The organism is Streptomyces sp. NPDC104202 (assembly GCF_055584185.1).
The window spans coordinates 37,737-50,804 of the sequence record NZ_JBVJMN010000014.1 but is presented as its reverse complement, the minus strand read 5'-3'; the positions used below and the strand labels follow the sequence as shown (position 1 = coordinate 50,804).

Here is a 13,068-nt window from a genome sequence, read left to right as displayed (position 1 = left end):
GCTCCCCCGGACGCCCTCCACCCGCCTCCGCCCGCTACGAGGCGCTGAACTGCTCCGCGCCCACCACCCGCAGCAGGGCGAGGCGTTCGCCCGCGTCGGTGCCGGGCGGCGGGGTGTGGAGGACGAGGCGCTGGTCGCCCTCGGGGGCGAGGAGGACCTGGCAGTCGAGGTCGACGGGGCCGATGACCGGGTGGACGACCCGCATCCGGCTGTGGCGGCGGACGGCGACCTCGTGCTCGGCCCACAGCGCGGCGAACTCCTCGCTCGCGGCGCGGAGCCGTTCGACGAGCCGGGTGGAGGCCGGGTCGTGGGAGCGGCGGCCGACGGCCGCGCGCAGGTCGGCGACGTGGAGGCGGCTGTAGTACGCGTGTTCCTCGGCCGGGTACGCGGCGCGGGCGCGGTCGTCGGCGAACCAGCGCCAGACGACGTTCCGGCCGTGTTCCGAGACGGTGCAGACGCCGCCGAGGAGCGCGCGGGCCATGGCGTTCTGGGCGAGGAGGTCGCCGAGGTCGTTGAGGACCTGAGCGGGGGTCGACCCAAGCTGGTCGAGGAGGTGCAGAAGGCCGGGCGAGACGTGGTCGCCGACGGTGGGACCGGCGGGCGGGCGGTGGCCGGCGAGCAGGTGGAGGTGGTCGCGGCCGTCGGTGTCGAGGCGCAGGGCGCGGGCGAGGGCGGCGAGCATCTGCGGGGACGGCTGCGGGCCGCGGGCCTGCTCCAGGCGGATGTAGTAGTCGGCGGACATGCCGGCGAGCTGGGCGACCTCCTCGCGGCGGAGCCCGGGGGTGCGGCGCCGGGGGCCGGCCGGAAGGCCCGCGTCCTGCGGGCGGACCCGTTCGCGGGAGCGGCGCAGGAAGTCGGCCAGTTCGCGGCGGTCGATCGTCGTCATGCGGATCATCCTGCCGGAGGCGCGACGGCCCATCCAGGGACTGGCGATCCCAGGCTCGGAAGGGCTCTCCCGCACCCTTCCGGCGGTCGGCAGAGTCCTCGGTGTCAGCCACTCACCCCCTCCACCGGGAGCAACGATCATGGCCACCGTCACCGTCGGCACCGCCCGCGTCCACTACGACATCGAAGGCGTGGGCACCGGCCCCGCCCTGCTCCTCGTCCACGGCACCGGCTCGGGCGGTGCGGTCGTCAACTGGGGTCAGACCGCGCCCCGTTTCACCCCCGACCGCCGGGTCGTCACCCTGGACCTGTCCGGCGCCGACCGGACGGTCGACGACGGCGGGCCGCTGACTGTCGAGACGCTGGCGGCGCAGGTCATCGCGGTGATCGAGGACGCGGGCACCGGCGCGGTCGACCTGCTGGGCTTCTCGATGGGGGCGCCGGTGTCGGCGGCCGTCGCCGCCCTCCGGCCCGACCTGGTCAACCGGCTGGTACTGGTGGCGGGTTGGGCGTACACGGACGGCGACGAGTACATGCGGAACCTGTTCACGCTGTGGCAGCGGCTCGGCGAGTTCGACCCGGCCGGGTTCGGGCGGAGCGTGACGATGACCGGCTTCAGCCGCGGCTTCCTCAACGCGATCGGCCGCGAGGGCGTCGAGGCGCTCATCCCGAACATGCCGCCCACGCCGGGCACCCTGCGGCACGTGGCGCTCGACCTGGGGGTCGACATCCGCGCGCTGCTGCCGATGATCACGGCGGAGACGCTGGTCGTGGGCGCCACGCAGGACGCCACCGTGCCGGTGGAGAACAGCCGGGAGCTGCACGCGGCGATCGCGGGCAGCACGTACGCGGAGATCGACGCCGGGCACGTGGTGCTGTTCGAGAAGGAGGACGAGTTCGTGAAGACGGTGACCGGCTTCCTCGGTTCGGCCGCCGCCTGAACCATGCCGGGCCGCGTGAGGGGCGAGGGCGATCGGGAGGGCGGACCGAAGGACCCGCCCCGGGGTGCGGATGCGGGGCGTCACCCGGCTGCCGGCGCGATCAGTGGCGGACCGCGATGCCGGAGACCCCGAGGTCGTAGAGCCCGTCGAGGATGAGGTCGACGCCGACGGCGGCGAGGAGCAGGCCGAGCAGGCGGCCGAGGAGCTCGATGGTGGCGTGGTGGGTGCGGCGCAGCACGTGGGAGAGGACCAGGACGCAGACGAGGTCGAGGGCGATGACGCAGACGTACGCCCCGACGACCGTCGAGCGCCAGCTGAAGGAGTCGCGCGCGGCGGCCTCGATGAGCACGGCGGTCATGGCCAGCGGACTCACCACGTACGGCATGAGCAGCTCGCGCACCCCGCTGACCAGGTCGGGGGCGTCCTGCTGGGGGCCGTCGGAGCCGAGGTGGAGGCCCAGGACGAGCCCGACGGCGTAGACGAAGAAGATGGCGCCGCCGGCGAGCTGGAGCGCGGGCGTGCTGATGTGGAAGAGGTCCAGGAGCCAGGGGGCCGAGATGCCGGTGGCGACGCCGACGACGACGGCGGCGCCCGAGGAGATGAGGGCGATGTTCTGCAGCTGGCGGGCGGGGTGGACCTGGGCGAGCCCGGCGAAGGCGAGGAGCACCTTGGGCGGCCCGACGACGGAGAAGAAGGCGATGAAGGCGGCGGAGAAGCTGAAGGCGTTCACCCCCGCATCATGAGGCGGTCGGGTGATTTATCCCGTTTTTCGGGCCCGTGCCCGCGCGGTGTCGAAATCCCGGGGGCGGCTCCGACTCTCCTGCGGAAGCACGCACACCGACGAGGAGGACGTCATGAAGTACCTGGTGATGGTCCAGGGGTCGCAGGCCGACTACGAGGGCATGGTGGGCCGCGGCTCCGCCGCAAGCCCCGCCTGGGACAAGGCGCAGCTCCAAGCCATGTACGACCACATGAACGCGATCAACGAGGAGCTCGCCTCGACCGGCGAGATGCTCGACGCCCAGGGCCTCGCCGCCCCCGCCACGGCCCGCTTCGTCACCGTCGACGCCCACGGCGACCCCGTCGTCACCGACGGTCCCTACGCGGAGACCAAGGAGGTCCTCGCCGGCTACTGGGTCCTCGACTGCCCCACCCTCGACCGCGTCACCGAGATCGCCGCCCGCGTCGCCCGCTGCCCCGTCCCCCCGGGCTCCCCCGACCACCCCGTGGTCATCCGCCCCATCGACGAATCGGGCCCGAGCCAGGACTGATCCGTCCTCGGTCCCGATGCCCCGAGCGCACCTCCCCCGGTCCGTTCGGGGCTTCGTTCCACCACGTTCGTCCAACTTTCACATTGCATCCCCAACCTCCCGTTGCGGACGCTACGGTTCCCATGGGGCGTACATCACAGCGCGAGGTCCGGGGGGACGCATGCACGAGATGTCCAAGGGAGCCAACATCGGGCTGGCGGCCCTCAGCGAGGACACCGGCGCGGTCGTCGTCGGTCTGAGCTGGAGCAGCGCGGACGGGGACGGGGACGCGGACGTCTCGGTCCTGCTGGTCGACGGCGGCGGCAAGGTCCGCGGCGACGACGACTTCTACTTCTACAACCATCCCGCGGCCGAGGACGGCAGCGTCCAGCTGCTCGGCAAGGTGCCCACGGAGAACGGCAGCGAGGACCGGATCAGCCTGGACCTCACGGCGATCCCCGAGGAGGTCACCAGGATCGTGGTGGCGGCGAGCCAGTACGGCGGGGCGCGCTTCGGGGACCTGGACGACCTGCGCATGACGGTCACGGACCGTTCGGGCGAGGCGCTGCTGGGGTTCTCCATCGCGGACGCGACGATCGAGACGGCCTTCATCTTCGGCGAGCTCTACCGGCGGAACGACGCGTGGAAGTTCCGGGCCGTCGGCCAGGGGTACGAGACCGGACTGACCGGGCTCGCCACGGACTTCGGCATCACGGTCGACGAGGACGACGAGACCGAAGGGGCGGACGCGGCCGAGGCGGGGCGGGAGGCCGAGGAGGCACGGGGAGACGGGAGGGCCGCCGGAGCCCACGGGGAGGAACCGGTCGCGGCCGCTCCTCCCGCGACCACGGGAGCGCCCTCCCCCGACGCCGTCGGCGGGGCCGGGGCCGGGGCCATCGCCGCCGCGACCGTCGCGCAGCCCACCGACGCGGTACGGCTGCCCGCGCAGGCCGGTGAGGACCGCCGGGCGCCCGCTTCCGACGGGACAGCCGGGTCCGCCCGGCGCCGCGGCACGCGGACGGCCAAGAAGAAGGTGACGCTCCCCAAGGCCGCGAGGAAGTCCCTGGCGGAGAACGACACCTGGAAGCCCGCCCGGCTCTTTCCCGTCCCCTCGTACAAGAGCGACCGGGAGCGCGAGGTACGCGCGACGTCGGTCCTGCTCTCGGTGATGGCGGAGGTGCCCGAGTTCGGCCGTCGCCTCACCGCCGGTTTCGGCGCGCCCGCGGGCCGGATGCAGACCTTCACCGAGGTCTCGCTGCCCCACGGCGACAGCCCGAAGCGGCCCGACGGGGTCATCCGTACCGAGCGGGCCGGGAAGCTCTGGACCGCGCTCGTCGAGACCAAGACCAACGGCAACCCGCTGAAGTCCGAGCAGGTCCAGAACTACATGGACATCGCGGCGAGGCGGGGCTACGAGGCCGTCATCACCCTGTCCAACGACGTGGCGCTCGACGGCAGTCCGCTCGTCGAGGTCAAGACGGACGGCCGGCGCAAGCACAAGGTCTCGCTCTGGCACCTCTCCTGGGCCGAGGTGGCCCACCAGGCCCAGATGCTGATCCGGCACGAGGGCGTGGGCAACGCCGCCCACGCCTGGCTGCTCCAGGAGCTCCTCCACTACCTCCAGCACGACAACTCCGGCTGTCACGGCTTCCAGAACATGGGCCCGTCCTGGGTCCCGGTGCGCAACGGGATCGACACCGAGACCCTGTGTCAGGGCGACCCCCGCGCGGTGGAGGTCGTGGAGAGCTGGGAGCGGCTCATCCGGCAGGTCTGCCTGCGGCTGGGCGGCGAACTCGGGCAGAAGGCCCTCCCCGTGCAGCGGGCCAGGCGGGGCAGCGACCCCACGTCCCGGCGTACGGAGCTCGCCGACCGGCTCTGCGAGGAGGGGAGGCTCTCCGCGGAGCTGCGCGTCGACGGGGCGGACAGCATCCTGTCCATCACCGCGGACCTCCGCACCGGGAAGATCCGCACCTCCCTCGACGTCCCCGCCCCGGACGGGGCCTATCCCCTCTCGGTGGCGAAGCGGCTCCTGCGGGTGCTGGACGAGGCCCCCGCCGACCTCCACGTGGAGACGCTGCTGGAGGGCCGGAACGGGCCCCGGGGCACCCTGGAACGGCTGCGCCCCGAGCCGGGCGACCTGCTCCCCCGGGACGGCGGCGCGATCACGGGCTTCCGGCTCTCCCTCTTCAAGGGCATGGGCAACAGCCGCGGCAGCACGGAGTCGGGGTTCATCCGCAGCATCGACGACGCGGTCGACCGCTTCTACGGCTCCGTCGTCACGCACGTGGGCCAGCTGGAACAGCGCCGCGCCCCGCGGGCCCGCGCCGTCGCCGAACCCGTCGGAACGCGCTGACGCCCTCGCGCACGCGACCCCGCGCCCGGACCGCCGGTGTCCGCCGCGGTCCTCAGTGCACCCCGTGCCCCACCGCCTCCGGGCGGGGTGTGCCTCGGGGGATGAGGAGGGGGGTGGTGAGGGTGGCGGTGAGGGCGGTGAGGGTGAAGGCGGTGAAGGCGGTGGTGAAGCCGGCGGGGGTGGCGAGGGCGAGGGTGGAGGCGAGGGCCACGCCGAGGGTGCCGCCGAGTTCGTGGGAGGTGTTGACGAGGCCGGAGGCGAGGCCGGCCTCGTGGGGGGCGACGAGGCCGAGGGCGGTGGTGGTCGCGGTGACGAAGACGGCACCGAGACCGAAGGCCGCGGTGGCCAGGGCGGGCATGAGGGTCGTCCAGGGGCCGGGGGAGTCGAGGAGCGCGAGGGGGAGGCAGCCGGCGGTGGCCAGGGCCGTGCCGGCGGCGGTGCAGGCGCGGGGCCCGGCGGTGGTGACCAGGCGGGAGCCGAGGTGGGCGCCGACGACGGTGGCGAGGGCGACCGGGAGGAAGAGGAGGCCGGTGCGGAGGGGGTCCAGTCCGTCGAGGTGCTGGAGCCGCAGGGAGCCCAGGAAGAAGAACGAGATCAGCAGGGCGGTCGCGACGAGCATGAGGAGCGAGCCGGCGACGACCGGCCTGCGGGTCAGCATCCGCAGGTCCATGAGCGGGGTGCGGCTCCTGCGTTCGGCCGTGGCGAAGGCCGCGTAGAGGGCGGCCGACGCGAGCAGGGGCAGCAGGGTGGCGGTGGACGTCCAGCCGGAGTCGCCGGCGCGCACCAGGCCGTAGACGAGGGCGGCGGTGGCGGTGGTGACGAGGACGGCGCCGGGGACGTCGAGGCCGCCGCCCGTGCCGGGGGCCGGAGTGCGGGGCAGGAGCCGGGGGAGCACCGCGAGCAGCGCGAGGCCGACGGGGACGTTCAGGAGGAAGACCCAGGGCCAGCCGGGTCCCGCGGTGAGGGCTCCGCCGAGGAGGACGCCGACGGCGGAGCCGGTGCCGCCGACGGCCGCCCAGACGCCGAGGGCCCGGGCCCGCTCGGGGCCGGGGAAGGCGGTGGTGACGAGGGCGAGCGCGGCCGGGGAGAGCAGGGCGGCGCCGACGCCCTGGGCGGCGCGGCCGGCGAGGAGCACGCCGGCGTGGGGCGCGAGGCCGCAGGCCAGGGACGCGGCGGTGAAGAGCGCGAGGCCGGTGAGCAGGACGCGGCGGGCGCCGAGGGTGTCGGCGAGTCTGCCGCCGAGGAGCATGAGCCCGCCGAAGCAGAGGGTGTACGCGGTGACGACCCAGGTCAGGGCCGTGCGTCCGAGGTGCAGGTCGGCGGCGAGGGCGGGCAGGGCGACGTTCACGACGGTGACGTCGAGGATCAGCATGAACTGGGCCGCGCAGAGCAGTGCGAGCACGGTCCGGCGGCGGGGGTGTCTCCGGGCAGGGGTGGGTACGGCGGAGTGGGTCGGCATAACTGAACTGTACGGCACAGTACAGTTGAACTCAACGGTACAGTTCCGTTGGTACGCTCCCCCCATGGACGACCAGCCCCAGAAGCCCGCCCCCACCGGCGCCCGCGCCGCCCGCAAACGGCAGGCCGTCGTACGGGCCGCCCGCACCCTCTTCCTCCGCGAGGGCTTCGGTGTCGGCATGGACGCCATCGCCGCCGAGGCGGGCGTCTCCAAGGTGACCGTCTACAACCACTTCGGCAGCAAGGAGGCGCTCTTCACCGCCGTCGTCGCGGGCGCCCTCGACGAGCCGCTGGAGACCGGCGCCGACGGCCCCGACCTCACCCGCCTCGCCGACGCGGAGGACCTGCGCGCCGCCCTCGTCGAGGCCGGCCGGGCCTGGGCGCTCGCCGTCCGCACCGACGACGAGGGCCGCGCCCTGCGCACCCTCCTCGCCACCGAGCTGCACCGCTTCCCCGAGCTGGGGCGCGCCTGGCGCGCCCACGGCCCGGCCGGCCACCACCCCGCCGTCGCCGAGGCCCTGCGGACCCTGGCCGACCGGGGCCGGCTCGTCGTCCCGGACCTGGAGGTCGCGGTCCTCCAGCTCTACGCGCTGCTCGTCTTCCCGCAGATGGTCTTCGAGCAGTACGGGGCGGAGCTCACCGAGGAACTGAGCGAGCGGCTCGTCGTCGACGGCGTGGAGATGTTCCTCCTGCGCTACTCCCCCGGCGGGGCCGCCCCGACCCCCTGAGCCTGACAGAGCCGCCCCGACCCCCCTGAGAGGGCCGGCCCGTGCCCCCGAGAGGGCACCCCGCCCCTCGGGGCAGCGAGCGGACGCAGGGCTTCCGGTCGCAGGTGTCATCCTTGGACTTCGACGGAACCCCCGTGCCGGGGAGTCAACCACCCCCCGGGGTATCTGAGGAGGAGTCGCTGTGGAACTCGATCTCGCGGGCGCCGAGCTCAAGGCCGTGCTGAACCGGCTGCGCCGGGCGCAGGGCCAGATCTCCGGCGTGATCCGGATGATCGAGGAGGGGCGCGACTGCGAGGAGGTCGTGACGCAGCTCGCGGCGGCCTCCCGGGCCCTCGACCGGGCCGGGTTCGCGATCATCGCGACCGGGCTCCAGCAGTGCCTGACGGACATCGAGGACGGCCGGAAGGACGGCGAGGACCGCGAGGCGATGCGGGCCCGCCTGGAGAAGCTGTTCCTCTCGCTGGCGTAGGCCGGAGCGGACGGACGACAGCGAGCACCCCCGGGGCGGGCCCCGGGGGTGCTCGGCGTTCCGGACGGTGCGCCGGGTCAGTCGTCCGCGAGGCCGCTCAGCCGCTTGGCGATCCGGGTGAGGCGGGCGCCCTGGTAGCGGGCGGCCTGGAGGACGTCCTCGCCGGGGGCGCCGTTGGCGGCGGGGTGCGCGGTGCCGTAGGGGTTGCCGCCGGCCGCGTAGACGGCGGGGTCGGTGAAGCCGGGCGAGACGATGACCGAGCCCCAGTGGTGGAAGGTGTTGTAGAGGGCGAGGAGGGTCGACTCGTTGCCGCCGTGGACGTTGTGCGCGCTGGTGAAGCCGGTCGCGGCCTTGTCCGCCATGACGCCCCGCTGCCAGAGCCCGCCCGAGGTGTCGACGTACTGCTTGAGCTGCGCGGCGATGTTGCCGAAACGCGTCGGGGAGCCGAAGGCGTAGGCGTCCGCCCACTCCAGGTCGTCCAGGGTGGCGATCTCGATGTCGCGGGTGGTGTCGACGTGGGCGCGCCAGGCCGGGTTGGCGTCGATGGCGGCGTCCGGGGCGAGCTCGGGCACGCGGCGCAGGCGCACCTCGGCGCCGGCCTTTTCGGCGCCCTCGGCGACGGCCTGGGCGAGCTGGTGGACGGTGCCCGTGGCGGAGTAGTAGATGACGGCGACCTTGACGGACATGGCGTGCTCTCCTCGATCTCCCGGGCCGGTCCCACGAACCGGTCAGATGAAACGGATTGTTTTCCGTTTCGATGGTTCGAGCGTAAACGGATCGCTATCCGTTTCGCAAGCGGAGCGGGTATGCTCACAACGAGAGACGACCGAGGGGGAAACGGGCGAGCGGAAGAAAGAGCGGGAAGCGGCAGATGAGCACGGAGAAACGGCGGACCGGGACCGCCGGAGCGGACCGGGCGGACAGAGCGCGGGGCACGGAACCCCAGGACACGGCGGTGCCGCTCGCGGCCGCCCCGCCGCCCGCCCCCGGACTGCTCCCCACCGTCGACGCCCCCGCCCCCGAGCGCGCGGACGCCGCCCGCAACCGGCGCAAGATCCTCGACGCCGCCGCGCGGATCGTCGCCGAGCAGGGCCCCGACGCCGTCACGATGAACCAGGTCGCACACGCCAGCGGGATCGGCGTCGGCACCGTCTACCGCCGCTTCGGCGACGTCTCCCAGCTGCTCTGGGCCCTCCTCGACGACCGCGAACGCCGGTTCCAGGAGGCGTACATGAGCGGGCCGCCGCCGCTGGGGCCGGGAGCGCCGGCCGCCGAACGGCTCGACGCCTTCCTCGACGCGCTGGTCGACCGGGTCCGCGAGCAGCGCGGGCTGCTCCTCGCGGCGCACTCCGCCGCCCCGCGCGCCCGCTACCACAGCGGCGCCTATCGCGTGATGCACACGCACGTGGCCCTGCTCATCGGGCAGCTCAGGCCGGGCGCCGACAGCGCGCTCCTCGCGCACCTGCTGCTGTCGTCGTTCTCGCCGGACGTCATGCACCACCTGACGGTCGAGCAGGAGCTGTCCGCCGAGCGCCTCAAGGCGGGGGTGCGGACCCTGCTGACCCTGCGGGACTGAACCGGCGGACGGGGAGCGGGACGGCGGACTGGGGCCTGTCGTCACCATCCCCTCTGCCCCGCGACGCCTGGCACGCGCTCTCGCGGCACACCGAGAGCACGCACCAGACGCCGCAGGGCCGCCCTTCGGGCAACGAGGGGATGGTGACGACAGGCCCTAGGCCGCTCCCCCGCCCAGCGCCGCCAGGCCGTCGAGGACCCGGGCGAGCGCGAAGGCGTAGGCGTGGTCGGCGTCGTACAGGCCGTCGTACGCGACGGCCGCCGCCTCCCCGACCCGGCCGGCCAGCGGGAAGCGGTCGGCGTCGAAGACCCGGGCCAGCAGCGGCGCGTGGGCGTCCCACCATTCCCCGTCGGACATGGCGCTCTCCCGTTCCACGGCGCGCGCGTCCAGCTCGGCCCGCGCGGCGGCCTGCACGGAGCCGAGGACGTATGTCAGGGCCGAGTCGCGGGAGACGTCGTCGAGGCCGAGGCCCTCGAAGGCGCCGAGCTCGTACTCGTACTTGGTCATCACGCCGGGGCCCAGCGGGGCGCGGACGATCCGCAGCTCGACCAGCCAGGGGTGGCGCAGGTGAAGTGCCCGGTTGGCGTCGGCGACGGCGGTGACGCGTTCGCGCCAGGGGAGGCCGGGGCCGAAGGGCGGGCGCTCCATCCGCAGGAAGACGGCGTCCAGCATGAGGTCGAGCAGCTCGCCCTTGCCGGGGACGTACGTGTAGAGGGTCATCGGGGTGACGCCGAGGCGCTGGGCGACGGCGCGCATGGTGAGGGCGTGCAGGCCGCCGGAGTCGGCGAGCGCGACGGCGGCCTCGACGACCGCGTCGACCGTGAGGCCCTGGCGGGGGCCGCGCCGTCCGGCCGCCGGCGGCGCGGCGCTGTCGCGCCAGAGCAGCTCCAGGGTGCGCGCCGGGTCGCCGGCCCCGCTGCTGTTCTTGCCGTCCGTCGCCGCCATGGCCCTCATTCTCGCAGGTCAGAAATGCCAGGCCATTATTTTATACGCCGTATAGAGTAACCTGTGCGTCCGAGCATGGGACCACCACCGGAGGGCGCACGCATGAACCACCCCGTCGGCACCGATCACCCCGGCCACCCCGTCGCCGCGCACGAGGCCACCGCCGCGGACGGCCACCACGTCATCCAGGTCCGCGGGGCCCGGGAGAACAACCTCAGGAACGTCGACGTCGACCTCCCCAAGCGCCGCCTCACCGTCTTCACCGGCGTCTCCGGCTCCGGGAAGTCCTCGCTCGTCTTCGGCACCATCGCCGCCGAGTCACAGCGCCTGATCAACGAGACGTACAGCGCGTTCCTGCAGTCCTTCATGCCGTCGCTGGCCCGTCCCGACGTGGACGGACTGCACAACCTGAGCGCGGCGATCGTCGTCGACCAGGAGCGGATGGGCGCCAACTCCCGCTCCACCGTGGGCACCGCCACCGACGCGTACACGATGCTGCGGATCGTCTTCAGCCGCCTCGGCACCCCGCACGTCGGCACCTCCGGCGCGTTCAGCTTCAACCTCCCCGAGGGCATGTGCCCGCGGTGCGAGGGCGCGGGCGAGGTCTCGGACATCGACGTCGACGAGCTCGTCGACCGGACGAAGTCGCTCGACGAGGGGGCCGTCACCGTCCCGAACTTCGCCGTGGACTCCTGGTACTGGCGGATCATGGCCGAGTCCGGCTTCTACCCCCGCGACCGGCCGCTCGCGGAGTTCACCGACGAGCAGTGGCAGGACTTCCTGCACAAGCCGCAGTGCAAGGTGAAGGTGGGCAGCAACACCTTCACCTACGAGGGGCTCGTGCCCAAGGTCCAGCGGCTGTTCCTCGCCAAGGACCGCGAGTCGCTCCAGGCCCACATCCGGGCCTTCGTCGACCGGGCGGTCGTCTTCCGCACCTGCCCCGAGTGCGAGGGCGCCCGGCTCACCCGGGCCGCCCTGTCCAGCCGGATCGACGGCGTGAACATCGCCGAGTGCTCGGCGATGCAGATCAGCGACCTGGCCGCGTTCCTGCGGCGGATCGAGGACCCCTCCGTCGCGCCGCTCCTGGCCGGCCTGCGCGAACTGCTCGACTCGCTCGTCGAGATCGGCCTCGGCTACCTCTCCCTGGACCGCTCCTCCGGGACCCTCTCCGGCGGCGAGGCCCAGCGCGTGAAGATGGTCCGCCACCTCGGCTCGCCGCTCACCGACGTCACCTACGTCTTCGACGAGCCGACCACCGGTCTCCACCCGCACGACGTGCGGCGCATGAACGACCTGCTGCTGCGCCTGCGCGACAAGGGGAACACCGTCCTCGTCGTGGAGCACAAGCCCGAGGTCATCGAGATCGCCGACCACGTCGTGGACCTCGGGCCGCGGGCCGGGTCCGCGGGCGGCGAGATCTGCTACAGCGGCGACGTGCCCGGACTGCGCACCTCCGGGACCCTCACCGGCGACCACCTCACGCACCGGGCGAAGCTGCGTCCGGAGGTCCGGCGCCCGACCGGGGCCCTCGCGATCACCGGCGCCGCCCAGCACAACCTGCGGAACGTGAGCGTCGACATCCCGACCGGGGTCCTGACCGTGGTCACCGGCGTGGCCGGCTCCGGCAAGTCCTCCCTCATCCACGGCAACCTGCCCGGCCGCGAGGGCGTCGTCGTCGCCGACCAGTCCCCCATCCGCGGCTCGCGCCGCTCCAACCCGGCGACGTACACGGGTCTCCTCGGCCCCGTCCGCACCGCGTTCGCCAAGGCCAACGGCGTGAAGGCGGCGCTGTTCAGCGCCAACTCCGAGGGTGCCTGCGGCCACTGCAACGGCCTCGGGCTGATCTACACCGACCTGGCGATCGCGGCGGGCGTGGCGTCGGTCTGCGAGAAGTGCGAGGGCAAGCGGTTCACGCCCGAGGTGCTCACCTACCGGCTGGACGGGAAGAACATCCACGAGGTCCTGTCGCTGTCGATCGACGAGGCGTACGACTTCTTCACCGGCAAGGGCCAGGCCCGCACCATCCTCGGCCGCCTCAAGGACGTCGGCCTCGGCTACCTCCGGCTCGGCCAGCCGCTGAACACCCTCTCCGGCGGCGAGCGCCAGCGCCTCAAGCTCGCGATCCACATGGCGGAGAAGGCGGCGGTCTACGTCCTCGACGAGCCGACCACCGGTCTGCACCTGGCCGACGTCGACCAGCTCCTCGCCCTCCTCGACCGGCTCGTCGACTCCGGCAACACCGTCGTCGTCATCGAGCACCACCAGGCCGTGATGGCCCACGCGGACTGGCTCGTCGACCTCGGTCCGGGCGCCGGCCACGACGGCGGCCTGGTCGTCTTCGAGGGCACGCCGGCCCAGCTGGTCGAGAAGGGGGACACGCTGACCGCCCGCCACCTGCGGGAGTACGTCGGCGGCTGACCGCAGCGTGGACGGTGGTGGACCGGGGCCGGGCCGCGGTCGCAG

The 13,068-nt window shown here is 73.5% G+C and carries 12 protein-coding genes; 7 read left to right on the top strand and 5 right to left on the bottom strand.

The annotated features are described in order from the left end of the window. Window positions 1–34 precede the first annotated feature (34 nt). Window positions 35–886, bottom strand: a complete 852-nt coding sequence (locus tag ACZ60W_RS12445; RefSeq protein WP_469755291.1) for a helix-turn-helix transcriptional regulator — start codon at window positions 884–886, stop codon at window positions 35–37. A 139-nt stretch (window positions 887–1,025) separates the two neighbouring features. Here ACZ60W_RS12445 and ACZ60W_RS12440 point away from each other — a divergent pair, with 139 nt between their 5' ends. Further along, window positions 1,026–1,826: an alpha/beta fold hydrolase gene (locus tag ACZ60W_RS12440; protein WP_469755290.1), complete on the top strand. Its 801-nt coding sequence runs from the start codon at window positions 1,026–1,028 to the stop codon at window positions 1,824–1,826. A 100-nt stretch (window positions 1,827–1,926) separates the two neighbouring features. On the opposite strand, the gene ACZ60W_RS12435 is transcribed toward ACZ60W_RS12440, so the two are convergent. Further along, window positions 1,927–2,556, bottom strand: a complete 630-nt coding sequence (locus tag ACZ60W_RS12435) for a MarC family protein (protein ID WP_469755289.1) — start codon at window positions 2,554–2,556, stop codon at window positions 1,927–1,929. A gap of 124 nt (window positions 2,557–2,680) precedes the next feature. Here ACZ60W_RS12435 and ACZ60W_RS12430 point away from each other — a divergent pair, with 124 nt between their 5' ends. Then, window positions 2,681–3,097: a YciI family protein gene (locus ACZ60W_RS12430; protein WP_469755288.1), complete on the top strand. Its 417-nt coding sequence runs from the start codon at window positions 2,681–2,683 to the stop codon at window positions 3,095–3,097. 160 nt (window positions 3,098–3,257) lie between these two features. Continuing rightward, window positions 3,258–5,429 carry a TerD family protein gene (locus tag ACZ60W_RS12425; RefSeq protein ID WP_469755287.1) on the top strand — a complete coding sequence of 724 codons (2,172 nt, stop codon included), beginning with the start codon at window positions 3,258–3,260 and terminating at the stop codon, window positions 5,427–5,429. 52 nt (window positions 5,430–5,481) lie between these two features. On the opposite strand, the gene ACZ60W_RS12420 is transcribed toward ACZ60W_RS12425, so the two are convergent. Further along, the gene (locus ACZ60W_RS12420; protein WP_469755286.1) at window positions 5,482–6,888 is read right to left on the bottom strand and encodes an MFS transporter; all 1,407 of its coding nucleotides are present in this window, start codon (window positions 6,886–6,888) and stop codon (window positions 5,482–5,484) included. Between the two features lie 64 nt (window positions 6,889–6,952). Here ACZ60W_RS12420 and ACZ60W_RS12415 point away from each other — a divergent pair, with 64 nt between their 5' ends. Both ACZ60W_RS12415 and ACZ60W_RS12410 read left to right on the top strand, forming a co-directional pair. Next, on the top strand, window positions 6,953–7,615 hold the full coding sequence (locus tag ACZ60W_RS12415; protein ID WP_469755285.1) for a TetR/AcrR family transcriptional regulator: 663 nt from the start codon (window positions 6,953–6,955) through the stop codon (window positions 7,613–7,615). 181 nt (window positions 7,616–7,796) lie between these two features. Continuing rightward, a complete protein-coding gene (locus ACZ60W_RS12410; protein WP_366303252.1) occupies window positions 7,797–8,084 on the top strand; it encodes a metal-sensitive transcriptional regulator in 288 nt (95 codons plus the stop codon). A gap of 77 nt (window positions 8,085–8,161) precedes the next feature. Here ACZ60W_RS12410 and wrbA read toward each other — a convergent pair whose 3' ends face one another. After that, complete coding sequence (gene wrbA / locus ACZ60W_RS12405; RefSeq protein ID WP_469755284.1) at window positions 8,162–8,770, bottom strand: NAD(P)H:quinone oxidoreductase; 609 nt, start codon at window positions 8,768–8,770, stop codon at window positions 8,162–8,164. 185 nt (window positions 8,771–8,955) lie between these two features. On the opposite strand from wrbA, the gene ACZ60W_RS12400 reads away from it, so the two are divergent. Further along, a complete protein-coding gene (locus ACZ60W_RS12400; protein WP_469755283.1) occupies window positions 8,956–9,660 on the top strand; it encodes a TetR/AcrR family transcriptional regulator in 705 nt (234 codons plus the stop codon). A gap of 156 nt (window positions 9,661–9,816) precedes the next feature. Here the strand turns inward: ACZ60W_RS12400 and ACZ60W_RS12395 are convergent, their stop codons facing one another. Beyond that, window positions 9,817–10,605 (bottom strand): TetR/AcrR family transcriptional regulator, encoded by a 789-nt coding sequence (locus tag ACZ60W_RS12395; RefSeq protein ID WP_469755282.1) that lies wholly within the window; start codon window positions 10,603–10,605, stop codon window positions 9,817–9,819. Window positions 10,606–10,707: 102 nt separating this feature from the next. Between ACZ60W_RS12395 and ACZ60W_RS12390 the strand changes: the two genes are divergently transcribed. Further along, window positions 10,708–13,023, top strand: coding sequence for an ATP-binding cassette domain-containing protein (locus ACZ60W_RS12390; RefSeq protein ID WP_469755281.1), 2,316 nt, complete (start codon window positions 10,708–10,710; stop codon window positions 13,021–13,023). Window positions 13,024–13,068 lie beyond the last annotated feature (45 nt).